General features: G+C 58.8%; 21 protein-coding genes and 1 tRNA gene. 13 read left to right on the forward strand and 9 right to left on the reverse strand.

What is annotated here, in order from left to right:
- Positions 1 to 30: 30 nt before the first annotated feature.
- The gene (locus tag E4Q23_RS24825; RefSeq protein ID WP_336511653.1) at positions 31 to 558 is read left to right on the forward strand and encodes a hypothetical protein; all 528 of its coding nucleotides are present in this window, start codon (positions 31 to 33) and stop codon (positions 556 to 558) included.
- Here E4Q23_RS24825 and lnt read toward each other — a convergent pair.
- From lnt to E4Q23_RS09690, 6 genes are all read right to left on the reverse strand, one after another.
- Positions 509 to 1,969 carry an apolipoprotein N-acyltransferase gene (gene lnt / locus E4Q23_RS09665; RefSeq protein WP_336511654.1) on the reverse strand — a complete coding sequence of 487 codons (1,461 nt, stop codon included), beginning with the start codon at positions 1,967 to 1,969 and terminating at the stop codon, positions 509 to 511. The genes E4Q23_RS24825 and lnt overlap by 50 nt on opposite strands.
- 7 nt (positions 1,970 to 1,976) lie before the next feature.
- Positions 1,977 to 2,819, reverse strand: a complete 843-nt coding sequence (locus E4Q23_RS09670; protein WP_169066446.1) for an HlyC/CorC family transporter — start codon at positions 2,817 to 2,819, stop codon at positions 1,977 to 1,979.
- A 74-nt stretch (positions 2,820 to 2,893) separates the two neighbouring features.
- Entirely contained in the window at positions 2,894 to 3,361 is a 468-nt protein-coding gene (ybeY, locus tag E4Q23_RS09675) for an rRNA maturation RNase YbeY (RefSeq protein ID WP_169066447.1), read from the reverse strand.
- On the reverse strand, positions 3,345 to 4,376 hold the full coding sequence (locus E4Q23_RS09680) for a PhoH family protein (RefSeq protein ID WP_169066448.1): 1,032 nt from the start codon (positions 4,374 to 4,376) through the stop codon (positions 3,345 to 3,347). Before E4Q23_RS09680 ends, ybeY begins: the two co-directional genes overlap by 17 nt.
- Positions 4,373 to 5,752 carry a tRNA (N6-isopentenyl adenosine(37)-C2)-methylthiotransferase MiaB gene (gene miaB / locus E4Q23_RS09685; RefSeq protein ID WP_169066449.1) on the reverse strand — a complete coding sequence of 460 codons (1,380 nt, stop codon included), beginning with the start codon at positions 5,750 to 5,752 and terminating at the stop codon, positions 4,373 to 4,375. The genes E4Q23_RS09680 and miaB overlap by 4 nt, the downstream gene beginning before the upstream one ends.
- Positions 5,753 to 5,795: 43 nt before the next feature.
- The gene (locus E4Q23_RS09690; protein ID WP_169066450.1) at positions 5,796 to 6,152 is read right to left on the reverse strand and encodes a hypothetical protein; all 357 of its coding nucleotides are present in this window, start codon (positions 6,150 to 6,152) and stop codon (positions 5,796 to 5,798) included.
- An 85-nt stretch (positions 6,153 to 6,237) separates the two neighbouring features.
- Between E4Q23_RS09690 and E4Q23_RS09695 the strand changes: the two genes are divergently transcribed.
- From E4Q23_RS09695 to E4Q23_RS09740, 12 genes are all read left to right on the forward strand, one after another.
- A tRNA-Gly gene (locus tag E4Q23_RS09695) sits at positions 6,238 to 6,311 on the forward strand.
- A 393-nt stretch (positions 6,312 to 6,704) separates the two neighbouring features.
- Positions 6,705 to 7,001: a toxin-antitoxin system TumE family protein gene (locus tag E4Q23_RS09700; RefSeq protein ID WP_248595350.1), complete on the forward strand. Its 297-nt coding sequence runs from the start codon at positions 6,705 to 6,707 to the stop codon at positions 6,999 to 7,001.
- A complete protein-coding gene (locus E4Q23_RS09705; protein WP_169066451.1) occupies positions 6,998 to 7,357 on the forward strand; it encodes a hypothetical protein in 360 nt (119 codons plus the stop codon). The genes E4Q23_RS09700 and E4Q23_RS09705 overlap by 4 nt, the downstream gene beginning before the upstream one ends.
- A gap of 278 nt (positions 7,358 to 7,635) precedes the next feature.
- On the forward strand, positions 7,636 to 7,866 hold the full coding sequence (locus E4Q23_RS09710; protein WP_169066452.1) for a hypothetical protein: 231 nt from the start codon (positions 7,636 to 7,638) through the stop codon (positions 7,864 to 7,866).
- Positions 7,867 to 8,274: 408 nt separating this feature from the next.
- Positions 8,275 to 8,703, forward strand: coding sequence for an HNH endonuclease (locus E4Q23_RS25180; RefSeq protein ID WP_423753337.1), 429 nt, complete (start codon positions 8,275 to 8,277; stop codon positions 8,701 to 8,703).
- A gap of 91 nt (positions 8,704 to 8,794) precedes the next feature.
- Positions 8,795 to 9,403, forward strand: a complete 609-nt coding sequence (locus E4Q23_RS25185) for a poly-gamma-glutamate hydrolase family protein (protein ID WP_169066454.1) — start codon at positions 8,795 to 8,797, stop codon at positions 9,401 to 9,403.
- A 379-nt stretch (positions 9,404 to 9,782) separates the two neighbouring features.
- On the forward strand, positions 9,783 to 10,091 hold the full coding sequence (locus tag E4Q23_RS09725; RefSeq protein ID WP_169066455.1) for a toll/interleukin-1 receptor domain-containing protein: 309 nt from the start codon (positions 9,783 to 9,785) through the stop codon (positions 10,089 to 10,091).
- Between the two features lie 948 nt (positions 10,092 to 11,039).
- Complete coding sequence (locus E4Q23_RS09730; protein WP_169066456.1) at positions 11,040 to 12,557, forward strand: TIR domain-containing protein; 1,518 nt, start codon at positions 11,040 to 11,042, stop codon at positions 12,555 to 12,557.
- Between the two features lie 500 nt (positions 12,558 to 13,057).
- Positions 13,058 to 13,393 (forward strand): hypothetical protein, encoded by a 336-nt coding sequence (locus E4Q23_RS23765; RefSeq protein WP_248595351.1) that lies wholly within the window; start codon positions 13,058 to 13,060, stop codon positions 13,391 to 13,393.
- 304 nt (positions 13,394 to 13,697) lie between these two features.
- A complete protein-coding gene (locus E4Q23_RS23770; RefSeq protein WP_248595352.1) occupies positions 13,698 to 14,111 on the forward strand; it encodes a hypothetical protein in 414 nt (137 codons plus the stop codon).
- Complete coding sequence (locus E4Q23_RS23775; RefSeq protein ID WP_248595353.1) at positions 14,077 to 15,135, forward strand: hypothetical protein; 1,059 nt, start codon at positions 14,077 to 14,079, stop codon at positions 15,133 to 15,135. Before E4Q23_RS23770 ends, E4Q23_RS23775 begins: the two co-directional genes overlap by 35 nt.
- An 815-nt stretch (positions 15,136 to 15,950) precedes the next feature.
- Positions 15,951 to 19,382 (forward strand): hypothetical protein, encoded by a 3,432-nt coding sequence (locus E4Q23_RS09740; RefSeq protein ID WP_169066457.1) that lies wholly within the window; start codon positions 15,951 to 15,953, stop codon positions 19,380 to 19,382.
- A gap of 80 nt (positions 19,383 to 19,462) precedes the next feature.
- On the opposite strand, the gene E4Q23_RS09745 is transcribed toward E4Q23_RS09740, so the two are convergent.
- The 3 genes from E4Q23_RS09745 to E4Q23_RS09755 all read right to left on the reverse strand — a co-directional run bounded on the left by E4Q23_RS09745 (position 19,463) and on the right by E4Q23_RS09755 (position 23,635).
- Positions 19,463 to 20,038 (reverse strand): hypothetical protein, encoded by a 576-nt coding sequence (locus E4Q23_RS09745; RefSeq protein ID WP_169066458.1) that lies wholly within the window; start codon positions 20,036 to 20,038, stop codon positions 19,463 to 19,465.
- Positions 20,039 to 20,141: 103 nt separating this feature from the next.
- On the reverse strand, positions 20,142 to 20,297 hold the full coding sequence (locus tag E4Q23_RS09750; protein WP_169066459.1) for a hypothetical protein: 156 nt from the start codon (positions 20,295 to 20,297) through the stop codon (positions 20,142 to 20,144).
- Positions 20,297 to 23,635 carry a CHAT domain-containing protein gene (locus E4Q23_RS09755; protein ID WP_169066460.1) on the reverse strand — a complete coding sequence of 1,113 codons (3,339 nt, stop codon included), beginning with the start codon at positions 23,633 to 23,635 and terminating at the stop codon, positions 20,297 to 20,299. The genes E4Q23_RS09750 and E4Q23_RS09755 overlap by 1 nt, the downstream gene beginning before the upstream one ends.
- Positions 23,636 to 23,817: the final 182 nt, after the last annotated feature.

A 23,817-nucleotide genomic window follows, 5' to 3' on the forward strand; every position in this document is an offset into this window, starting at 1 on the left:
TAAGCGGCGTTCCATGGCGAGTTCGGGCGCATGCTGCTGGCGCTGCTTGCGGCTTCCGGCGCGGCCAGAGCGAAGGGGGAAAACACGGTTAAAGTCAGAGATACGGCAACAATCAGTTCTTTGAACATCATTGCTCCCTCCGTGAAAACTGCCTCTGTTTCCGATTGGGATTTGCACTTCTTTTTACAGCATCGCTGGCGCCATGTAAACGAGATTCATTGTCAAGCAGAGAATGCGTCCGGGATGCCGGCGCACGCTTTTATCAATCTGCGAAATCTGCGAAATCTGCGGATAAACCAGCCGCCAAAAAAACGCGCGTCGCGCCGCCGCTGCCAACAAGCACATGGCCTTGCTCATCACGACCGGGAAAAGTCCTTCAATATCCGCAGATTTCCACAGATTACTACATGCCGACGCGTTCAGCGCGCGTGCCGGTTGCTCGTTCTTGTTGCCGGAAGCTTGCGTCGGCCGAGCAGTGCCAGCAGTCCGGTCAGCAGCGCTGCCAGGGTTATTGCCGGCCAGTTGCCGAAGCGCACGAAGGGGGTCGCGCCGGCGTAGCCTGCACTTTGTCGACCAATGCTCCGCGCGTGAAGGGAGGCAGGGCCGAGCGCACGCGGCCATCGACATCGACGATCGCGGTCATGCCGGTGTTCGTCGCGCGCAGCATCATGCGGCCGCTTTCCAGGGCACGCATCTGGGCAATCTGCAGGTGTTGTGCCGGCGCCAGCGAGTCACCGAACCAGGCCACATTGGAGATGTTGACCAGGAGCGTCGCCGCTGGCAGTGCGCCGATGATCTCCTCGCCGAAGGCGTCTTCGTAGCAGATGTTTACGGCCACCTTCTGTCCCGCCAGCTGCAAGGGGGGCTGTTGCGCTGCACCCGCCGTGAAGTTGGACATCGGGATATTGGCCATGGCCATGAACCAGGCAAAGCCTGGTGGGACGAACTCGCCGAAGGGCACCAGATGCACTTTCCTGTAGCGCTGTGACGGCGTCGCGCCAAGACTTACCGCGGCATTGAAATATTGCCGGCCCTCGGCGACCGCGATGCCCAGCAGCAACTCGCCTTGCTGGCGCAAAGCCAGCTTGCGCAGTTCTTCGACATACTCGGCGGGAATCTGGTCAAGAAAAGCGGGCAGGGCGGTCTCCGGCAGGATCGTCAGTTGCGCGGGGTTTTCCTGCGCCAGCTGGTAGTAGACGCGCAGCGAATCGGCGAAGCGCTCGGGACGCCACTTGATCTCCTGCGCAACATTGCCCTGCAGCAGCGCCACTGACAGTGCTTCGCCGCTGGCCTGCGTCCAGCGCACTTCACGCAGCAAGGCGCCGGTGCCGAGGAGCAGCGCGAGAGTCAGCAAAGGCAGGGCCGGCCAGCGACGTCCCTGGTCGGCGCGACATTGCTCTGCCGAGCGCAGGGCGCAGCGCAGCAGCTCGCCGAGCAACGCGCCGGCGAGCGCCGCCGAAAGCGTCACTCCATAGACGCCGACAATTGGCGCAAAGCCGGCGAGCGGGCTCGGCGGGACCTGCGCGTAGCCCGCGGCGAGCCAGGGAAAGCCGCTGAACACCCATGAGCGCAGCCACTCGGCCAGCGTCCACAGGCTGGCGAAAAGCAGCACCCGCGGCAGCCAGCCGGCGGCAGCGAAGCGCACGTAGAGCGCTCCGGCGAGCGCCGGGAACATGGTCAGCACCAGGCAGAAAAGAAGCGTCGCCAGGCCCGCCAGCCACGCCGGCATGCCGCCGAAGACGCTGAGGCTGACATAGACCCAGCTCACGCCGGCCAGGAACAGGCCGAAAGCGAAGGTCGCGCCGAGCAGGGCGCCACGGCGCGCGCTGCGCATGCCATCGGCCTCGGCGCAGAGCAGGCCGAAAAGGGCACCGAGGCTCAGCCAGTTGACCGGAAACCAGCCGAAGGGCGCAAAAGCGAAGACTCCCGCGGCGCCGATCAGCAGGGCTGTCAGGAGCCGCCAGCGCAAGGGTCTGTTAGGCAGGGATGTCGTCGGCATTCAGGGGTGCGGAAACGAGCAGGGTGTAGATGCGGCGAGTGTCCGCCCGCAAGACCTGGAAGCTGGTGTCGTCGATGGCGATGCTTTCGTTGCAGGCCGGCACCCGCCCCAGTTGGCGCAGGATCAGGCCGCCGACGGTAGCGCTTCGTCCGTCACCCAGGGCGGTTCCGAAGGCTTCGTTGAAGTCGTCCACCGCGGTGTGCGCCTTGACCCGGTAGAGGCCGCTTTGATCGAGCTGGATGTCTGCATCCTCGGCGTCGAAATCGTATTCGTCCTCGATTTCGCCGACGATTTGCTCGAGCACGTCCTCGATGGTTATCAGGCCGGTGACACCTGCGTATTCGTCGATCACCACCGCCATGTGGTTGCGCGAGATGCGGAATTCGCGCAGCAAACCGTCCAGGCGCTTGAACTCCGGAATGAAGATCGCCGGCCGCAGCCAGTCGCGCAGCCTGAAATCATCCTCACGCTGTACGCGCAGCAGATCCTTGGCCAACAGGATGCCGATTACATGGTCACGATTGCCCTCGATGACCGGAAAACGCGAGTGCGCCGTACGATTGACCTGGGCGATGATCGTTTCCAGCGAATCCTCGGCATCGATGACTTCCATCAGCTGGCGTGGCACCATGACTTCCCGCGCAGTGACTTCCGAAGCGGCCAGGGCGCCTTCAGTAATACTCAGCGCGTCGGCATCGAACAGCTTGCGCTGGTGTGCCGACTGCAGCAGTTTCATGAGTTGTTCGCGATCTTCAGGTTCGCGCACGAGAAGTGAGGAAAGGCGTTCGAGCCAGCCCGGGGTGCCGCTACTGGGGGTCATAAGCTGATCTTTAAGGACTGAGGCGATAGCGGCGATGGCCTGGACGCTGCCAGGGCTGCCGCGCCGCTATCGCCTCAGTCCTCGCTGCCGTAAGGATCCGGATAGCCGAGGTCAGCCAGGATGCTGCGTTCGAGATCCTCCATCGCGCTCGCCTGTTCCTCGCTTTCTTCATGATCGTGGCCTTGCAGATGCAGCATGCCATGCACGACCAGGTGCGCGTAGTGTGCGTCCAGCGATTTGTCCTGTTCGGCGGCCTCGCGGGCGACGACCGGCACACAGAGGACCAGGTCACCACAGAGCTGTGGTTCCAGCGCGTACGGAAAAGAGAGGACATTGGTCGCGTCCTCCTGGCTGCGGTACTCGCGGTTCAGCCGTCGCCCCTCATCGGCAGCGACGAAACGCACGGTCACCCGCCCGTCCTGGTTCCCGCTCTCGGCCAGTGCCGCGCGTGCCCAGGCGCGGACGCGCGGCTTTTTCGGCAGGTCCTGGCGGTCGCAGGCGTACTGGACTTCAACTTCGAGCAGCTCAGCTTTTTTCGGCATGGTGTCGGGCCCTGTTTTTGGCCTCTAGCGCTTCCAGGGCCGCGGTGTGCGCTTCGTAAGCCGAGACGATCCTCGCCACCAGCGGGTGGCGGACGACGTCTTCCTTGAGGAATTCGGTGAAGGCGATGCCGCGCACCTCCTGGAGGATCTGGCGGGCTTCGATGAGGCCACTCTTCTGGCCACGCTGCAGGTCGATCTGGGTGACGTCGCCGGTGACCACGGCCTTGGCGCCGATGCCGATGCGCGTCAGAAACATCTTCATCTGCTCGGGCGTCGTGTTCTGCGCTTCATCAAGGATGATGAAGGCATGGTTGAGGGTGCGCCCGCGCATGTAGGCCAGCGGCGCGATCTCGATGGCGCCACGCTCGAAGAGCTTGCCGACGCGCTCGAAGCCCATGAGGTCGTAGAGGGCATCGTAAAGTGGGCGCAGATAGGGATCGACTTTCTGGTTCAGGTCGCCGGGCAGGAAGCCCAGGCGCTCGCCGGCCTCGACTGCCGGGCGGGTGAGGACGATGCGCTGTACCAGTTCGCGCTCGAAGGCGTCGATCGCCGAGGCGACGGCGAGATAAGTCTTGCCGGTACCGGCCGGGCCGGTGCCGAAAGTGATGTCGTGTTCCTGGATGTGCTTGAGGTATTCGATCTGCCGCGGCGTACGGCCGTGCAGCTCGCTCTTGCGGGTCATCAGCGCCGGCGAGACGCCGCCGCCCGACGATACCTTGTGCACCGGCCGATTGAGAAGCTCGATCAGGCCGAGCTGGATTTCGTCGACCGACAGCGCTTCCCTGGCCTGCGCGTAGAACTGCTGCAGCGCCTCCGAGCAGCGCGCCGTCTGCGCGCTGTCGCCGCGCAGCGTGAAGCGCTCGCCGCGGCGGGCGATCGAGACGTCGAGTGCGGTTTCGATCTGGTGCAGATTCTCGTCGAGTGCGCCGCAGAGGTTGGCCAGGTGCTTGTTATTGACCGGTGACAGCAGCAGCTCGATGGCCCGGCTCTTGGTTTCAGGTGTCTTGGCGTTCATGCCACTTCTCCCGCAGTTTGCTTGGCCATCTCACCCCGCAGGGAGTGCGGCAGAGCGGCGCTGATGCGCACATCGACGAAGCGATCGAGCCACTGCGTGGCGTCGCCAGAATCGCTGGCGAAATTGACGACGCGGTTATTGTCGGTGCGCCCGGCCAGCTCGCTCTTGTCTTTTCTCGACAACCCTTCGACGAGTACCCGTTGCACGCTGCCGACCATGGCCAGCGACACTTCCTGCGCCAGTCCGTCGATGCGCTGCTGCAGGCGCTGCAGACGTTCGAGTTTCACCGCTGCCGGCGTGTCGTCGGTCAGGTCGGCCGCCGGAGTGCCTGGTCGTGCGCTGTAGATGAAGGAGAACGAAGCGTCGAAACCGACATCGTCGATCAGCTTCATCGTCTTCTCGAAGTCCTCGGCGGTCTCGCCGGGGAAACCGACGATGAAGTCGGAGGACAGGGACAGATCGGGGCGCGCCGCGCGCAGTTTGCGCACCAGGCTCTTGTACTCGAGCGCGGTGTAGCCGCGCTTCATTGCCGCCAGTACGCGGTCGGAGCCGGACTGCACCGGCAGATGCAGATGCGAAACCAGTTTCGGCACGCTGGCATAGACCTCGATCAGTCGTTGCGTCACTTCACGCGGATGCGAAGTCGTGTAGCGGATGCGTTCGATGCCCGGGATCTCGGCGATGTATTCGATCAACAGCGCCAGGTCGGCCGTTTCCTCGCCGGGCTGGGCCTGGCCCTTGCCGCTCATCGCACCGCGGTAGGCATTGACGTTCTGGCCGAGCAGGGTCACTTCCTTGACCCCCTGTTCTGCCAGGCCGGCGACTTCGGTCAACACGTCATCGAAGGGCCGCGAGACCTCATCACCACGGGTGTAGGGAACGATGCAGAAGGAACAGAATTTGCTGCAACCCTCCATGATCGAGACGAAAGCGGTCGCGCCGGCGACGGTCGCCGGCGGCAAATTGTCGAACTTCTCGATTTCGGGAAAGGAAATGTCGACCTGCGACTTGCCCAGGCGTCGCCGCTCGGCGATCAATTGCGGCAGGCGATGCAGGGTTTGCGGTCCGAAGACCACGTCCACGTAGGGCGCGCGGGCGACGATCGCCGCTCCTTCCTGGCTGGCGACGCAACCGCCGACGCCAATTACCAGGTCGGGATTGGCGCGCTTCAGCAGGCGTACCCGGCCGAGGTCGTGAAAAACCCGCTCCTGCGCCTTCTCGCGCACCGAGCAGGTATTGAAGAGAATGATGTCGGCGTCTTCGGGGGTGTCGGTCTTGACGATTTCTTCCGATGCAGCGAGTACGTCGGCCATCTTGTCCGAGTCGTACTCGTTCATCTGGCACCCGAAGGTGCGGATGAACAGTTTTTTTGGCATGTTTTACTTGTGTGAATGAGGTGGCTGGGGTGGCTGCGGTGACTCAGCGCGGGCGAGGCGCCGAGGCTTCGCTCGGCGTCAACATCCAGACGCGATGGATCGCGCCCGCAGCGTTGGGGAGATAGACGACTTCCGCTGCGCTCTGGATTTGCATCGGCATCACGATCAGGTTGCGTCCGTTGCGGAACTGCGCTGTCGGCGCCAGCCGCCACAGCTGGTCATCAATGGTGACGTAGCCGTCGCCCCTTGGCGGCAGCAGGACGCCCATCTTTGCTTTCGCTGGCAGCATACGCGCCATGACCGTCGGCTCGTTGATCAACTGCGGGTCAGGCGACGGCTCGAGTGCCGCCTCGGCAATGCCGCTGAGGATGGTGTACAGGAGGGCCGCGGGGATGTCCATCGGCGCATTATAGACACGCTGGCGGGCGGCTGTCAGCTTTCGGCATTGTCGAGCGCGCCACAAGCGGCGTACAATAGCGCCCTTCGCGGGCGTCGTATAATGGTAATACCCTAGCTTCCCAAGCTAGAGCCGAGGGTTCGATTCCCTTCGCCCGCTCCACCTCCCGCCTATCGTGCTGATTTCATTGTTTCATTGAAGTTGGCCCTGAGCTTCGCGAGGTGACCGGCAAGACTGCGGCAAGCTAGTCCCCACATGCACGGGAACCCGGGTCTCTATCGCCGCTCCAGCGGCATCCACGCTGTTCGCATTTCTGTCCCCACACCTCTGCTGGCGCACCGTCGGCAAGTCGGAAATCCACGTTTCCACTAGCCTCTGGGACCTGAACGCTGCCAAACTTGCAGCCTTGCGGATTCTGATCGGGTGGCGGGAGCATTTCATGACGCGGGCTGCCAAAAATCTCGCTGCGATAGTGCGCTCATGGTCACCACTCAACGCTGAGGTGTCTCGGAGCCTGCGTGTTGTCGTAATTGACAACGGACATCTGGCGGTGTGATGATCGCCAACATGAAGGCGACCCTGATCACTGAGTTCAAGGATGTCTCCGAAGACGATAGCATCATTCAGATGATTGTCTGGCGCCTGCCTGTTCCCGTGCCGCCAACGGCGCATGGCTTCAAGTACCGGCTCGTGTATGTCGTCGATGGAGCGCGCGTCGTCGGCTTTGATAACGAGAGAGGCAAGGGCGATCACTGCCATCTTGACGGCCAGGAGTTTTCATATTGTTTCTCAACGATCGATCAGTTGATCGAGGACTTCATCAAGGAAGTGGATAAACGGAGGGCGCGATGAGCAAACGCAGACTGACAATCACCTTGGGCTCCGACTGGCGAGCGGCCCTGCGTCAGGCTGGAAAGGCCGCGACAGCCTCGACCTATGAGGGAGAGACCCTGAACTTCGAGACGCCGGCAGCCTTCTTTGGAAGGCTGACCGAACGGCGCTGGGCCATCGTCCAGGCCTTGCAGTACGACGGCGGCACGGTCGGGGTTCGCGAACTTGCACGCCGTTTGGGACGAGACGTGAAACGTGTGCACGAGGATGCAGCAGAACTCGTTACATTGGGGCTGGTCGAGCGCACCGAGGCTGGCGCCTTGCGCTGTCCGTTTCGTGACATCCATGTCGATATGCACATGGCTACGGCCGCCTAAGCATTTGGCGTCGGGCGGGTTACGGCCAAGAAGAGACGTTGGTGAAGTCCGCCGAAAGCAGTCATTGAAGCGCCGTGGGTGTATGCTATCGCCGTACATCGCAATGTATTGCCTTCCGCGATGTTTTAGTTCTGCACAAAGCCAGAAAGCACACGGTGCAAACCGTGCCGCTGCAAGGTTTTCAGTGTGTCTGCGCAGCGCCGAGTTAGGGAGCAGGCGGCGGAGTTAGGGCGCAAAACTGTCTCCCGATAACATGCCTTGTCAAATGGGAACAATGGATGGCTATTTTTTCAACTATTGTCGCTGGAGTATTTGTGTTTGTCTTAGGCCAGATTATTCTGAAATCCGTGATTGAGCCGATACAGCAACTTCGAGAAATGATTTCAGAAGTCATTTTCTATTTAGCAAATGATCACTCAATTATTCATGGCGCTTCTGTCCTTGAAAAGGAAGAGGTGTTATCAGCAGGAAAAAAATTTAAAGAGATTGGGTGCAAAACTAGTTTCTAGTCAGAATTTGATCCCATTTTACGGAAAGATACAGAATATCTGCGGCCTACCAAGACCCGACAAAATCGCGTTAGCATCAAATAGACTTTCATTAATTTCGAAGAGTATGTTTGGAGATTCGGCCGATAAATTCGACAGATTAGACTTGTACCGTAAAGAAGTTTGCGAGGCTCTAGGTTTTCCTGATCCAGTCAATAATGGAATTACAAGAGAAGAGTTGAATAGCAACATTAAAGAGCTGCGCGAAATACAAAGGCATAGCAAACAGCTCAACGCGGATTCCGGCGCTCACGCGCCTCCACCGGTTAGCTGAGCGTTAGCCCACATATGCCTGGCACTAAGCACTTCACACGAATGCAATATAACGTCTCGCGCGGTCTGCGAGAGATCGTCGCGCCACGTCAAACTATGCCAACAGCACAGTGGCAACACCTCAAAGATGAATTTGATGGCCTTTGTGTTTTTTGTGGTAGTGACGCAACAAAGGAAAACAGAGGGATCGTCCCAGACCACCTTATCCCAGTCACACGCTTTGGCGAACTAGTTATCGGAAATACTGTTCCGGCATGTCAAACATGCAATGACTCGCGCGGAGATGATGATTGGCGGCCCTTTGTCAGGGTCAGGTTTCGCAGTGATCCTGAAGTGCAAATCGAACGAATTGAGGCGTACATCAAGCGCCACCCTTATCATCCACCATCGCCGGAAACGGCGCTCTCGCCTGAAGAGCAGAAGAGCTACGCACAACTTCTTAAAGACTGGGAGTCTTTGCTTGCGCGAGCACGCACACTGCATTCGTCTGCGGAGAATAGGAGGAAGCACCATGCCAAGGGCTAACATCGCGTTCAATACCGCTCCACTTCGTTCCGCTCGGGTTGGCCGCCTGCGGCGTCCAGCCGGTTAACTCAAACGTCAGAGCCCAGTTCCAATGTCAGACAAGTACTCAAACTTCTCGGAGCTATCTGCGTCGGAACCTTCGGGCTCCTACAGCGTGCTAGCGCGGAATAACGGCAGCTCTGTGGTTGTAGCTGCACCGCACGCTGGCGCCATTGAGCCCGGAACCTCGGAGATAAGCTTAGGTGTCGCAGCCAATGATTTGTCCGTCTACCTGTTTGAGGGCCTTAAGTCTCAAGGCAACAGCGATTTGCACATCACAAGCTCCAACTTTGACGAACCTCAATGTCTCAGCTTGCTTAAAGCCTCGGACATGGTTATAACTATTCATGGTGAGCAAAGTGAGGGTGAGATTGTTTTCTTGGGCGGCCTCCATGCTTCTGCACTAGCGTCTCTTCGGACAACTCTTCAAGACCGTGGATATTCTGTCCAAGAGCATGCAAATCCTGCTCTGCAAGGCCACAACAAGAATAATATCTGCAACATCGGGCGCTTGGGCGCCGGTGTTCAACTTGAGATATCCAAGGGTCTAAGGCGCACCTTCTTTGCGTCACTAACTCAGAACGGGCGCGACCAGCCTACGCCGCGCCTTAACGATTTTTGTGTTGTCATCAGGTATGGGTTACACACCAATGGGCCCTAAATCGTTGAAGGTCAGCTTCGCAAAATCCTGGCGGGCCGGATTGGGTCGTTTGCCGTCGATGGAATTCGCTGAGAGTTGTGCCTGCCTTCGGTTCGGCGACGACGGGCGGAAGTCGGCCAAGAAGAGACGGTGGGGAAGTCTGCCGAAAGCGGCCATTGGAGCGAACTAAGTGTATGCTATAAACCTAGCACTGCGAACTGCTGCCTTTCACGGTTTTTATCTTCTATAGAATCAGCACACATAGGGAGTAGCGCCTACTGCGTTAAGGCTCCCAGCGCCGCGCGACGTCAATTTATGAAACAATCATCAATTTTACGCGGAAAACCGCCGACATGAAACAACGCTAGAGCGATCAAACAATTACGGACAGTGGAAATTAATGAAGGTCTTTATTAGCTACGCAGGTAAGGATAGGGAGTTCGCTGACCGACTGGTGGGCGATCTTGATCGTAGCTTTCAGGGAAATGTACACTTTTTAAACGATAAATTAATACAGCCTGGGGGTTCCTTGGCTGATTCACTTAATGCCGCAATTGCCGCAGTTGACGTAATGTTGCTGGTCGTTTCTCCAGCTTATCTTGAATCGCCATGGATGAAAAAAAGAAACCACAATTGGATTGTGGCGCGCCAGCTTAGACCCAAAATTCCGTTTTATCCCTCTGATTACAAAAGCGTGCAGCCTACCTGATAGCATTGGAATGTTTCAAGCAGTAGATTTTACAAAAGACTATAACAATGGTTTGGAGAGTGTTATATGGGGCATCTCTGGAAAAAAGACCAACCGCAGCAGAAGGGCCCGAACCGGGAGATGCACGGCCACTAAATCAGAAGGAGCTTAGAGCGCTGCGCAAAGAGCTTCAGCAAGCGATTGAATTGTTTAAGGCACGCCCTCCCGAAGTGACAAATAGAAAAAACCGAATCAAAAAGCTTACAAAAACGAAACTCATAAATGCTTTGTTGTGATGCCTTTCGAAGATGCTGACTTAGAGGTCGTATACGAAGACTTCGTCAAACCAATTTTAGAGCAAGAATGCAATCTAATCTGCGAACGTGGAGACGACGTTTTTGGGTCCAACGCTATTATTGAAGACATTGTAGGTAGCATTCAGAAAGCCGACGTTGTGCTTGCGGATTTAACCAGGAAAAAACGCCAACGTGTTCTACGAAGTGGGAATATGTCATGCGATAGAAAAGAAGGTTTTGCTCCTTGCTCAGTCGATAGAAGATATCCCATTTGATCTGCGGCATCGTCGTGTTCTATTGTACGATTATTCTCCCCGCGGCTGTAAGAAGCTTGAACGGGATCTGAAAGTAAATATGAATGCGGTGTTACGACGTTAAAGTAATGTATCTAGCTCTAGCTCTAACACTGCACCAAACAAGGATACTTCGCGCTAACGCGCCCGCGCCCGTTAGCTTGATCGTTTTAACGTCCGCTCCGCCAAGACGAAGCTCACCTTTGTGTGAGGAGCAGCCAGTAGGCGCGGGATGGCGTCGATCCGTAGCCGGCCACAAGTTGTCATTCAAGAATGATGCCACAAAGCGGCCATAGGCGTTTCCAGCATATGCCAGTATTTTATTCTTAGCGGTGCAGATCGTTAGCAGTAGTTTTCCTACGCAGGAAAAGGAATTCAGAATGCAACTTGAACATGTATTTAATGAAGCCGCGTTTCCTGAGGTGACCTTTGTAGATCCGAAAGAGTATCCTTACATCAAGGCCTCGTTTAAAGCACCTGGAAAGCATATTACCCTGTCGGGCGCATCCGGCACGGGGAAAACCACTATTACAAGAAAATTGCTGCGCGAATTGAACGTTCTCGATTCCGATATCCTTTGGATCAATGGCCGGCAGTATGCTGATGTAGATTCAGGATTATTACTTCTAGCTCAGGAGCTTGGAATAGCGCCGAATTTCAACGAAATTACTGATCTCTTAAAACTGGTAACGTTCGTCGTAATCGATGACTTCCACTTTATTAAGCAGGGTGCTCGCCTTGAAATCGCATCAAAGCTTAAGCTATGGCATGAAAAAGGCGTTCGCTTCATCGTCATTGGAATTGCCAGTTCAGCAGAAGAGTTGTATGGGACGGATCCTGAACTTGGTATTCGCAACGACCCATATGAATTAAAAACGCAAAGTGAGAGTTTCTGTAGAGAGCTACTTGTTTTAGGCTCAAATGTCCTGAACATTCAATTTTCTGAGTCCTTAACTTCCGAAATAGTAAGGGCGTCCAATGGTGTGCCGTCGATCGTTCATGTCATCGCAAGAGTTTGTTGCATCGATGCAAAAATCGCGGAGACAAAGACCGAGCTCACGGTTATCGATACTACGCTAAAACATATCAGGGAAGAGGTTCTAAGGATTTTTCACGGCAAATACCGTGATAAGGTAGTCGGCTTGGCAAAAGGGAAACAACAGGCGAAATCTGTTCACAATACCTACTTTGATATTGTTGCTTTTATTGCCAACTCTCCCTCATCAGAAATTCCGGCAGAAGCGCTCTATCGTTCGATTGTTAGTATTATTTCTGATCCAAAGGAGCGCGGGAAAAAGGCGACATCCTTTTACAACTGCATGAATAATCTCAGCGACGTGATCGAGCAAAAAGGCTTGCGTGACATTCTCTTTTACAAAAAGGGAGGCACCTATGTTTCTATCGAGGATCCCGCTTTCCGGTTCTATCTGAACCTTCTTGATATTGATGATATTAAGTCGCGGATCCAACTTCGATCGAGTCAATATTCATATGACGTCGCCGTTTCTTTCGCTGGGGACGTTCGTGCCACGGTGGAGGAATTTGTTCGCGCATTAAAGGATCGTGGTCTCACGGTATTCTATGACTTTGATCAGCAAGCGCAGTTATGGGGGAAAGATCTTCGAGTTCAGCTCTCCGAAATCTACGCAAATGAGGCTCTTTACATGGTCATTTTCTTATCAAACTCCTACCCGGAGCGAGATTGGAGCGACTTTGAATTATCAATTGGGAAGGCCGCCGCCAACAAGAGAACCAATGAGTATCTTCTCCCGCTACGGCTAGATAATGTGGATGTCGTTGGAATACATTCGACTATCGGATATATCGACCTCCATCAGGTAGGAGTCGAGAAAACTGCCGAAATCCTGGCGGATAAAGTCAATTCACAACCGGCGTAGCGCAGCGTTCGGCGGACGATCTGCTTGTTCATACCCCCAATCTGGAAGATGGAATGGCCGCTTTTTGGTTTAGGCTACTTCCGCTCCGGGTCGTTTGCGGCCATCGCTACGTTGTTGAACGTTTCGCGCCGACGAATGACCGGACTGTCTCTGGTCGAGGTCAGCCCTTCGGAGGGTGCTAGGCTCCATTGCTGCTGTATATATTTTCGGGACAGTGAGCCATAATTACAAATAGGCATCAATGAAAAAAATTGGACACGCAGACGTGCTTATTGAGTATCGCCGGCGCTATAGCTATCCCTCTTGTCGCTGCAGCTCATGATCAAATGCAGTTGAGAGCCCGTTTTTTTCCATTCATGCTTTCCGCCAAATAGCTGCCGCACACAGAGCGTAGGAAATTTAGTTGCCTGACCTCAGTAGAAAATCCAACCAATGTCTGCAGCACTATCTGGCTGTTTTCGCCGATTACGAGAAACGGTTCGGTCGAAACGAAGCATTTGATGAATGTCTCCACCATTTTTTTTGACCAGCGGCCAGCTGGCAAAAACCTATCTTGGAGCGATCGCGCAACGGGACTTGCAGCTGCTCCGTTCTGGCTGGCGGCGGATCTCGTCAACACATCGGAATTATCCGCCCTGGCGCTCAGTCGGATTCTGCTACATGACTCCGCTATTTCAGGTGAGCTACTAGAACATCTGGCAAAAACCGTTCCGGATACTCTTCAATGGGCAATCCGATATTCCAAGTTGTTTCTCAGAAAAAACTCTAATCTTTGTAAGCTTCTAAGAAGTCGAGTCGAAGGAGAAGGCTGGCGGGTTTTTTTTTGGCGTCTGTGACCGTCTCGAGGAACAGCTCACGCCGTTTGACCAGCTAATTCATACTACTCAGAAGTCTCTTTCCCATCTCTCTCTACTCGAAACGCTGTCCTATCTGAGTATTCTGGCCTATGAGCAGTTCATCCCGGGGAAGCCGACTGATTTAGGGAATGACGATTGGAAAGTCTATAGCCGCATCATTGCTAACAAGCTTGGTCACTGTACCGATGAGGACTTCAACCTAAGCGACGAGCGCATCGGCTGGTCACTGAAGCGACATCTTTCGCCGATCATTTTCCCCTCGCCCGCAGTAACGCAGGAGTGCGTGGAGAACCTTGAAGCCTTTGCCGTAATGTTTGAAGCCACGAAGGAACGCATTGATTACGAGGGCTCGATCGACTGGTTTTGCTTTGACCACGACTGTCGCTACCAGCTTATACCCGGCAGAGCGGTAATTTATAACGAGACCGGGGATGGTCTAAAAGCGTGGCGTCGAACTGAACGAAAATTCCAGGCGCTGTGGAGCTACTGGATAAATCGTGGGAGTGTCGAATTCTGTGAGGGAGGATTGGCTGAAATTCAAATAGGTAGCGCAGAAAATCATGAACTCAATGCGATAGCGTACCTAAAAGCGATTCGCAGTAAGCTGGTGTTGAAAGAGATCTATGGCCTTGATGATGAGATTGAAGTGGCCGGAGGCGGTCATGCCAATCTTTTTTCAGACCTTATTGTTCGCTGAGCTTCATTCTGTGTTCTTTCAGAACGCCTATGTTCAGCCGTTCCAAAAGCATTACGCCGAATGCAATGTGGTGGCTCGGGCTTTGAGTAAGCTGGCGTTTAATGGACTGGTCGATGGAGAAAATCGCTTTCCCATGACCTGGGCCGAGGAGGACAAAAAAATTGAGAGAACTGTGGGATGGACAGTCTGTCGAAAATATCCTAAAGGCAATCGCTTGACAGCCAAGGCAATCCTGAACTTCTGGACGAATGATCTTAGAACGCTTTCGAAGCGCTTGCGGGATCAGCCGCGATTGCCGCTTCCCACACTTTCTGAGCGCCCTTTCTACAAGATTGGCGGTTACAATTTTCAGTTCCCTTGGGTTGTGGCGGAGCAAAACAATTTGACTGCGGCGATCAACAACCTTCGTCGTATCGGCTCTCGGCGATCTGAGCAAATGAGTGAGACCCGGCGGATCGAACTGCGGCTGGCGGATCAATTGCGCCGGCGTGGTTTTGCCGTGGAAGTGGGCTACCAGCCCGAACGTACGCAGCAAGAAGATCCGGGTGAGGTCGATTTGATCTGCTATCGCGATGGGGTGGTACTCTTGCTGGAGATAAAATCTGGGTACGTCCGTACGACACCGCACGAGGTTTGGTTACATCGTACAAACACCCTTCGCAAGGCCGCTCGGCAGCTAAAGCGTAAACGCCCTGCGGTAATGCACGCTTTGATACAGGATGCGGCTCTGCGGACGAGATTGGGATGCACTGACCTGCGCGGAGATGAGCACCTATACTGTTGGATTATCGATACATCTATTGAGTTGGATCAACAGCTGATCGATGGCTTCTTGGTGGTTTCGCTGGAGACACTTCACCTAATTCTGCGAGATGAGCGTCAACTACTGAATCCTGCCGAAAAAGCGCTTGATTGCATCAACGATACGTTGTTCCCCGACGGATTCTCTGCGCTGCGCTTTGCAGAGGTCGTTGAAACCGGCGCCGTTTGGATGACGTTAGATAAATCTTGGAGCGACCCTTAGTTCTATGGAGTTGAGAGGTTTCGGCTTCGGGCTACTTGGCGTCCTTACCTACGCAAAATGAGTAGCTGCAGACGGTCTAGAACCGCCCCCGGAATGGGCGCTAGTCAAGTCCGGGGCGCAGCTGTCGACCGACGCCGTCCTGTGCTTATTGACCGTCCGCCTTCTGACGTGCCGTTTAGTTACCCACATCGTCTTGGCCTGACCAACGGCCACCTCCGACGCGGCGGTCTTTTTGGCGAACGGCCGCTGTGAAAAATCTTGACCGGCAGGTTTGGGTCGTTAGGAGCCCTTAAAGGAGCTTCAGTTGGTCGATCTGGCGAGCGTGCCACTGCGCAGCAAGTTGGGCGTGACGCGCAGACAGCCAACGCGGTTCAGCCGTTCTACTACGAGTGGGGACTGAACTCTTACGACGATGGGGAGAATTACGCGCTGCCGCTCGCCTGCGCTCAGCCCCGTGTCCCCGCGACTGCGCCTAAGGCGGAGCCTGTCGAACTCGGGAAACGGCGCGTCGGCGACGGCCTGCTCGCGCGATGCTGCCGCCATTTCAGGCGCTGCCCAAGCGCCTGCAGGTCGCTTGCCGGCTCCTTGAGTTCATGTTCTACTGAGCTTGCGGACCGATCCGCTGCCCCGGTCGATGACGGACCGGCACACGAACAAGATCGCGCAAACCGAACTCCCGTTGAAGAGTCCTGCGGACCAGGCCTGTCTTGGCCCTGTCGCCGCCGTCACGGCGCTCTTTACCAACAACCTGCCGGGCGCAGCACTTCGCTGCCGACCGCTTCATACTCTGTGCTCAACTTTTGAAAGAAGCCCCTATGGATTCCACGCCTAACCCCGCTATCGCCCCCTCGTCTGTCAATACGGCAGAGTTGAACGCGGCGATCAATCTTCGTCTTGCCCTGCTCGAATTGCCCCTCGCGGCCGGCGATGATGGCGCGTCCATCACCGAACTCATGGCACCAATTCTCGCGCGGCAGCGGGAAATGAGCCGTCGACTTTCCGATAAGCTTTGCCCTGTCGATACCCGGATTCAGAATTTTCTCAAGGAGTATCTTGCCGATGTCGGTCGCGCACCCCGTTTGCCGGGGAAAACCCTGGTGCTCGACCAGCCCGGGCTGGCGCGCGGCATTTCCCTGCCCGCCAATGGGGATCTTTACAAGTCGCCGCTGCTCAGCAGCTATCGTCTGCGCAATGGGGTCCTGCACAATCCCGCCAGCGATCGGCGCACCACCGCGGGCGTTTTCCACATCGTCGAGGGTGGTTTGCCGATTCCCGACGACAAGCGGGCGGTGCCCAAGCTGGCTTTTTCAAAGCTGCTGGCCCTGGCCCTGAATCCGCCGCCTGAATCGCTGCAGCTACCGTTTACGGCGGGCGAGAAGGCACCGGCCATGTGCTTCGTTTCCCTGCTTTTGCGTCCCCTGGTGGTGCCTGCCGTGCCCGGTTTCACGACCGAGAAGCGCATGGAAACCCGCTTTTTCGTGCCCGGGGCGCTGGTCGCCAATCTCGATTTCGTCGAAAGCATTTTTGGCAATGCCGGCGATCCCTATTTGCCTGAAAATGATTCCTCGCTCGACCCGGATGGCTGGACCGGCCACACCGGTTGCGTGATTCTCGCGCCGCATCTCACGCATGTGCCGAAACACCTGCTCGGTCTCCCGCACTGGGATGCGGCGACGCCGCTGCAGCGGCGCGATGGCATGTGCTACAAGAACGAAGACGAGTTGTATAACGGCGGTAGTGCATTCAAGTTGTGCGCGCGGGACGAGCGTGGCGTGGTGGTGACCCTCATTGCCGACAATTATTTTGGTTACTGCAAGAAAGAAGTGAAAACGCAGATCAGTTATTCGGCGAACCTGTTCGGTTCTGCCGAAGAAGAGCATTCCGGCGGCGCGCTGGTGTTTCCGAGTTATAACGAGGGTCAGGAGTATACCGATCTGACGGCGGGCGATGACTACTCGCTGCAAGAGGTGCTGGCACGCGATCCCGAACGCTTTGTCGCGCAGTTGGCCGGGCATGCCATTGATCGCCTTCAGCGCAATGTCGTCCTGGTGCCCGCGAAATCCACCTTCAGCCTGCGCTCACGCACCGTCTCGTGGCCAAGCCTGGATGGCGCGACCTCGTCGATCAAGTTGCAGGCCGGCAAGACCTATATGGGCCCCAACGGCTATCGGGTACACATGGAGTCATCGCGTGCCGATCGTCGCCAGTGGAACCTCGTCGGAACCTCGGCGGAAGTGACTGCCTGCCACAAGCCGGCGACTGTTTCCGGGGGAGGGAAGTCCGAGATATCGAAGGCCATTTCGGACGCCATACTTGTCGGCAACGTGTTCGTTGCCGACGTGGAAAAGGACATGGAGGCGGTGGCCGCCATTCTGGCGCGTGATTTCTCCGGGCGCTACAGCGATCAGGAAAAGAACGGCCTTGATCAGCGGCTCATACTGAGTGCTGACCGTTCGCTGGGTAGCGTCATCAAGCTGCTCACCCCGTCGAGACGGGATTATAACGAGGCCTACAACACCTGGTTGAGCGCTATTCCGCAACATATCAAGGAGCTGGTCTTCGTCGTCAAGCGCTTTCACCGCCCGGAATGGGGCGATAGCTGGCGCAGTCATTACTCGGTGGATCTGATCAACGGTCGGCCGGGGAATTCACTGAAGCTGGACGGAAGCACGCTGGTCGTGAATACCCTGCGCGTCGGTTTCGAGAGGGACGGCGCCTGGCGTGTCTTCGGCTTGCGTCATGACTTTCACCCGGCTGGCAAGGTGCAGACCGAGGACGATATCACCGCCAGTGTCGTCGCCCCCGCCAGCGCGATTGCCGGAGAGTCCGGGACCTTGTCACGCAAGTACCTGCAAAACTGCGAGCGCCGCCTCTTTCAAAGGCCGGACGACGCCATCCATCGCGGCTACGATGGCCAGGCCGAAGCGGATATCGCGACACCGGGGAGCTTCATCTCCAACTTCCAGCCGCTTGACGGTGCGGATGCGCGCGAACTGCTCGATGATGCGATTGGTTTCAATGAGTTTACCCCGCCGATGCAGAACCTGATCCAGGCCGCGGCTAACGCGCCCGAGGGATCATCGCCCGCCTATTTCGTCTCCTCGGCACATCCGCGTATCGTCGATGGCAAGCCGACGAAGAATCCGCGCTATCTGCAGCTGCGCCCGGACCTCGCCTGCCCGGAAGACACGGAAATTGCCAGGCTGGCGATGCGTTTGTTGCGCCGGCAAGCCACTGCCGAGCCGCTCATGACCCCGGTGCATGTGGTCGCCGCCGGTCGCCGCAACAACCCTCCGGAGGAAGGCATCCGCGCGCTATGTCCCTACAATCCCCTGCACTACATGGAACTGCCCGAGCTGTTCATCGAGTTCATCAGCTCGATGACCGGCAAGTCACCCTCGACGACCGGGGCGGGTTCGGAGGGCGCCTTGACCAAGGGACCGTTCAATGCCTTGCCGGCGATCATCGACCTCAATGCGGCTTTCGTCTCCTTCGCACTCACTGGCTACGACGGCTGGGTTTCCTCTGCCGGTTACGTCGGGCCAAACATGCGCGTTGATCATGACGTCAGTCTGCTGGTGCCCGAAGTCTTTGCCCGCATGAGCCCCAGTGAACGCGACGCCAAGAATCTGATTGCCCGGGGTGCCCTTGAACGTGTGGACGATTTCGAGCACCGTGGTCAGCCCGTGCTGGCCAGCCGGCTCGGCTACCGGATGACCGCGCGTATGGCCAGCACCTACTTTGGCCGCATATTTCTGCATCCGCATGCCGTGTTCACCGAGGAAATGCTGCGCCCCGAGCTGCAGGACATGGACATCTTTGCCGACGGCGTGGCGAATATCGTCGCCACCCACCAGCGGGTGGCCGAAAGCTACTTCACTGATGGCACGATTTCCCTGGCCTGCCCGCCCCTGAAGGCCGTGCTGGAGATCATGGCGCACGGCAAGACCGCCGCTGGCCACGGCCTGGAGTCGCCGCAAGTGCGTTCGCTGTTTTCCCGCGAAAGCGTCCTCGCCAGTGACTGGTATGCAGCACGCCTCGATGCCAAGCAAGCCAGTGACGAGAAGCGTCTGACCCAGGCTGTCGCTTCGCTCTACGAGTTCCTTGATCGAAGCGAGAATGCCGAAGTTGCTTCGCGCCTGGGACTTGTGGCGCGACGTGCGCAGATACAGGGCGAACGCGTGCTTGTCGGCTCGGCGGCCTATCGTGCCGGGCTGGTGGGGACCATTGGCCGACAGCCCTTATAGAGGCCTGTTGGCTGTTGGCGATCGGGCAGCTGCTGTAGCTGCCTGATCGTCGGCTGGACTATGGGTTCAAAGAGGGTCCGCTACGCGAGGAACAAATCGCTGGGGTCACGCGACGCAAAGGCGCGATGCAAGGGCGCGGGGCCGGGACGCAATGCGCGGGTCAGGTCTTTGCTTTTGCAGGGCACGAGGCGGCCTGCCGCTGAGCGGGGAAGTAATAAAGTGCTCGCCTGCTCGAACTCGCTCCATCGACGATCAGCGCGCGAGGTTGAAGCTTCGATCCTGAAGGATCGGCCTTCGATCGTCGCGATAGAAGCCTGGCTGAAAAAGATCCACGCGTCGGTGAAAATCATCCAGGCTTCCATCGTTTTCATCGGCGTATCGATGGCGACGATGGAATGATCCATGATGCGCAATGATCGATCGATGTCGCGCATTGATCCTTCGCTGCCGGCGATGGAAGGATGACTGCGGAAGGATAAGGCCTGGATCAAAAAGTATCCGCTGCGGATCGGCAAAGATGAAGAGTGGATCAAAAAGATCGAAGCGTGATCGGTGCTCATGCAGCTGTCGATCGATCCGCTACAGCCTTCGCCGGCGGCGCTCGGCGCTGCGATCAAAAACAGGCAGCGATCGCCCTCGCGCAGCGACGGTTTCATCACCGCGATGAAACGATCGCAGGCGACGATGAATGCCTCGATCGAAGGCGTCCAGCCTCACCGGCCGCGATGGCTCGTCGCTCGTCCTGCGGCTTGGCCGATCTCAGCCGGAAGAATCCGCTAGCCAGCGTTCCAGCGCCAGGATCATCGCGTCTCTGTGCGGCACCTGCAGCCCGGCCGCCCGCAGGGCTCCCAGTAGGTTCACCGCGCGAGCGTAGTGCTCACGCGCCCGCGCCGGATCGATATTCGCCATGTGCATCAGAGAAACCACCACGTCGCCCTGGTAGTCGGCGCGCTGGGGCTCGGCGCGTGCGAGCCGTTCGGCGATGTCGAGGCCCTTCTGGAAGTACTCGGGGGCGGCCTCGCCGTTCCCGAGCTCGCGTATGAGATCGCCGAGGTGGTTGTAGGAGACGGACAGGTCGCGCTGGTAGTCGGCNTGCTGGGGCTCGGCGCGTGCGAGTCGTTCGCGGATGTCGAGGCTCTTCTCGGAAGTATTCGCGGGGCGGCCTCGCCGTTCCCGAGGNCGCGCATGAGATCGCCGAGNNTNTCGTAGGAGACGGACAGGTCGCGCTGGTAGTCGGCGCGCTGGGGCTCGGCGCAGCAGCGCTGCGCAAGCAAATCCTGCAGCCGTCGGTAGACGGCCAGGCCCTGTGCGGTCAGGCCGAGGGCAACGAGGGCACGGGCCTCCTGATCCACCAGGGCGGAATAATTCGGGTGGGCNGNTGGGATTACCTGCAGCACCTCGCCGGCGAAGCCGCCGGCGGATGCGAGCTGATTGGCGCCGCGCAGAAACTCGGTAATGCTCAGTGCCTCCCCGCTGGCCACGTCGTAATCCTGCGCTTGCAGCAGATTGCGCACCGCCTCCATGCCATCGATCAGGTCTCGGGTTTCATTTTCAACTCGCCACAGCCGGTAGCGCCCGGCACGGGCGTAGGTGGCGCGGCAGGCCGCCGGGTCCAGCTCCGCTCCGGGCTGGAGCAGGCATTCCGCTGTCCAGCGATGCACGAACACCTCGTCCGGGCTCGGAAACACGAGCAGGGAAAGCTCTGCCAGGCACTGCAGGGCTCGCCGGGCGGCGCTGATTTCCGGGCCCGTGGGCGGGCGATCGTGCACGGCATGCGCTACCCCGCTGACCGGCATCGGTAGATTGGAGACGGCCGCCTGGCGCAGGGCGGCGGCTTCTTCCCGGCTGGTGAGCGCCAGCAGTTCGGAGAGCAGCACGTCATGTGCGCCGACACGCAGGCTTTGGGCAATGGCCTCATCGAGGTCGGCGGGCGGTTGGTCGAGTGGCACGCCGGCGGCTTGGGCCTGTACTTCCAGCCGGGCGCGGATTTCCGGCAAACGGCTGCGGCCGCCGCGCAGCAGGGCATCGAGGTACTCCAGCATGCGTGGGTGGCCACCGATACGTGTGAGCACCGTGCCCAGATCCTTCCCTTCGCGCTTCGCGAGTTCTGGCAGGCGCAGGATCAGCTTGCGCGTCTCGGCCAGGGACAGCGGCGGCAGGGCGACACTTTCCAGCCAGGCGGCGAAAGCGGGTGGATGGTGACGGGCGGTGAGCAAGAGCCGCCCGGTGCGCGCACTTTGGCACAGCAGCTGCAGCCAGGTGGGCACGGTGTCGTCCAGCCAGGCCTCGCCGCCCACACTGAGATTGCTTTCGAAGTTGTCGAGCACCAACAACAGGCGCTCGCTGGCGAGGCGCTGGCAGATGCTCCTCAGGCGGCTGGCGTCGTCGTCATTGGCCAGTCCCAGGGCGCGGGCGAGACTGTCGATATTGAAAGCGCCGGCCAGGGTGACGCAATGCCAGCCGTCTTCGCTCAGCCGCGCCATGATGCGACCGGCGAGCGCGCTCTTGCCAACGCCACCGATGCCCTGCAGCAGCACACCGGCGCGCTCGCCGTAGCGGTCCTGGGCGGCCGGGGTGTTGCGCAGGATCGCCAGCGCTGCGCGCATTTGCTGGCGCCGACCGATCAACTGCCCCAGCTTGAGCCGTGGTAACCCCTGGGCATCGACTTCATGCACCGGCGGGCGGCGCAGCGGGCGCTGATCCAGACGGTGATCGAGCAAGGGCTGCTCAGGCCCGGCGCAGTACAGGGCGGCGGTGGCGTATTCCGGTGCCGGCGCCAGGGCGAGCTTGCGGCGCCGCGCCGCTTCCAGGGCGAGCCGCGCCTGCGCCAGCGCGCGGCTGGCCAATGGCCGCTCGGGCGTGTTGAGTTCCCGGTAGAAGGCGGCGGCGAGCTCGATGGCGTAGCGATCGCTCACCCGCGTCTGCATCGCCAGCACTTGCGGCACACCGGCCTGCACCAGGGCCTGCGCGAAGCCCGCCGCTTCGCCGGCCGGCGAGCCGCCATGACAACTGGACAGAAAGACCAGGGGCAGCGCTTGGCCGGCCTGGCGCAGCGTGGCGACCAGCTCGGCGGCGCTGACCGCCACCGCAGCACCGTCTTCGTCTTCCAGTTCGATGCTGCCCGGGCTGCCGTGGCAGGACAGGTGCAGCACGTGGTAGGCGTCCGCGGCCAGGGCGCGGCGGATTTCTTCGGGGTGACCCACTTCCAGAATGCGCACCTGCGCATTGCCGTGCTGCGCCGCTGGTTCGACGGCGTCGAGCAGGTCGCGCAGTTCTCGTTCGTAGTCAAGCGGGATGCTGGAGCTGCGGCCTTCATCCGGTGCGCCGACGGCGACCAGGATTTTCAGCGGGCCGGCTAGGGGAGCAGCGCTCGGCGCTGCCGCGACCGCGACCGCGACCGGCACCCGGCGCGTGACGACGACGCCGGGCAGCAGCGCCGGCAGGCGGCCATCGGGCAGGCGCGCCGCTTCGAAGGCTAGGCCCAGGAAGAGCGGCTGGGCGGTTTCGAACACCAGATCCAACTGCTCGCCGACCGCCAGCGCATCGAGCGCCTGCGCCAGTGCCGGGCCGATGGGCGCGGCGAACAGCACAGCGCCGAGTTCCTCGCCCAGGCGCTGCAAGCCCTGCTCCAGCGACTGCAGTGCCGCCTCTTCGCGGGCGCCGCGGAACGTGCTGCCGAAGTCGGCGTGCAGGGATCGCGCCAGATTGACGGCAAACGCCCGCGGCACCGGCGTCTCGTCGATACGGCCGATGTCGCGCTCGTCCAGCCGCGCCAGCAGCCGCATCTGTCCGGCGGCCGGCTGCGACAAGTGGATGACGAAGCTGTGCCGCGCAGCCTCGCTGATCGGCTCAGCCAATGGCGGCTTATGCGTCACGCCCCTGATGGCATCGGCGATGGCGTCGAATTCGTCGATGCCGCGCCGGGCTCGCGGGCGGAGCAATGGCGGGATGGGAGCGTCGGCATCGATCATCACCGGGATGAGGCGCTTGCCGTCCTCGATCAGCGCCTGGGTCAGACTGTCCTGCTCGGCGGCGTACCACAGCCCCCCGGCCTGCTGCTTGTTCGAAAAGAACAGCAGGCCGACGGTGCATTCCTCCAGACCGGCATTGATTTTGTTCACGATGCTGTCGCCGGCAAGGATTTCCCACTTGTCCAGCCAGGCGTCGATACCCGCCGCACGGAGCCGCGCCGCCAACGCCTCGACCTCCGGCTTATCCACGCTACGGTGACTGCAGAACACACGGATGCTCATGGCGTCGCCTTTATCAATGTCAGCGGGGGGCACTTTAGCAGTACCCGGAAACGGGCCGGGCCAGGTCTTTACTTTTGCTCAAGGCACGGCGAATGACCGAGTCGCGGTGCCTGGTGCCTCGTCAATCGAGCTGTGCGGCCCTGCGATCTGCATTCCTTACAGACAACAGCACTGAAAGTTCG

This window comes from Candidatus Accumulibacter phosphatis (genome assembly GCF_012939955.1).
Classification (GTDB): domain Bacteria; phylum Pseudomonadota; class Gammaproteobacteria; order Burkholderiales; family Rhodocyclaceae; genus Accumulibacter; species Accumulibacter delftensis.

What these genes read in the sequence shown, in the direction of transcription:
- miaB (WP_169066449.1), bottom strand. Translation starts at nt 5,752, where the DNA reads ATGCCAAAAAAACTGTTCATCCGCACCTTCGGGTGCCAGATGAACGAG.
- E4Q23_RS25180 (WP_423753337.1), top strand. Translation starts at nt 8,275, where the DNA reads ATGCCAACAGCACAGTGGCAACACCTCAAAGATGAATTTGATGGCCTT.
- E4Q23_RS09690 (WP_169066450.1), bottom strand. Translation starts at nt 6,152, where the DNA reads ATGGACATCCCCGCGGCCCTCCTGTACACCATCCTCAGCGGCATTGCC.
- E4Q23_RS09710 (WP_169066452.1), top strand. Translation starts at nt 7,636, where the DNA reads ATGGCTATTTTTTCAACTATTGTCGCTGGAGTATTTGTGTTTGTCTTA.
- E4Q23_RS09705 (WP_169066451.1), top strand. Translation starts at nt 6,998, where the DNA reads ATGAGCAAACGCAGACTGACAATCACCTTGGGCTCCGACTGGCGAGCG.
- E4Q23_RS09670 (WP_169066446.1), bottom strand. Translation starts at nt 2,819, where the DNA reads ATGACCCCCAGTAGCGGCACCCCGGGCTGGCTCGAACGCCTTTCCTCA.
- E4Q23_RS09740 (WP_169066457.1), top strand. Translation starts at nt 15,951, where the DNA reads ATGGATTCCACGCCTAACCCCGCTATCGCCCCCTCGTCTGTCAATACG.
- E4Q23_RS23765 (WP_248595351.1), top strand. Translation starts at nt 13,058, where the DNA reads ATGAATGTCTCCACCATTTTTTTTGACCAGCGGCCAGCTGGCAAAAAC.
- E4Q23_RS09680 (WP_169066448.1), bottom strand. Translation starts at nt 4,376, where the DNA reads ATGAACGCCAAGACACCTGAAACCAAGAGCCGGGCCATCGAGCTGCTG.
- E4Q23_RS23775 (WP_248595353.1), top strand. Translation starts at nt 14,077, where the DNA reads ATGCCAATCTTTTTTCAGACCTTATTGTTCGCTGAGCTTCATTCTGTG.
- ybeY (WP_169066447.1), bottom strand. Translation starts at nt 3,361, where the DNA reads ATGCCGAAAAAAGCTGAGCTGCTCGAAGTTGAAGTCCAGTACGCCTGC.
- E4Q23_RS09750 (WP_169066459.1), bottom strand. Translation starts at nt 20,297, where the DNA reads ATGCACATGGCGAATATCGATCCGGCGCGGGCGCGTGAGCACTACGCT.
- E4Q23_RS09700 (WP_248595350.1), top strand. Translation starts at nt 6,705, where the DNA reads ATGATCGCCAACATGAAGGCGACCCTGATCACTGAGTTCAAGGATGTC.
- E4Q23_RS25185 (WP_169066454.1), top strand. Translation starts at nt 8,795, where the DNA reads ATGTCAGACAAGTACTCAAACTTCTCGGAGCTATCTGCGTCGGAACCT.
- E4Q23_RS09745 (WP_169066458.1), bottom strand. Translation starts at nt 20,038, where the DNA reads ATGAAACCGTCGCTGCGCGAGGGCGATCGCTGCCTGTTTTTGATCGCA.
- E4Q23_RS09725 (WP_169066455.1), top strand. Translation starts at nt 9,783, where the DNA reads ATGAAGGTCTTTATTAGCTACGCAGGTAAGGATAGGGAGTTCGCTGAC.
- E4Q23_RS09730 (WP_169066456.1), top strand. Translation starts at nt 11,040, where the DNA reads ATGCAACTTGAACATGTATTTAATGAAGCCGCGTTTCCTGAGGTGACC.
- E4Q23_RS24825 (WP_336511653.1), top strand. Translation starts at nt 31, where the DNA reads ATGCTGCTGGCGCTGCTTGCGGCTTCCGGCGCGGCCAGAGCGAAGGGG.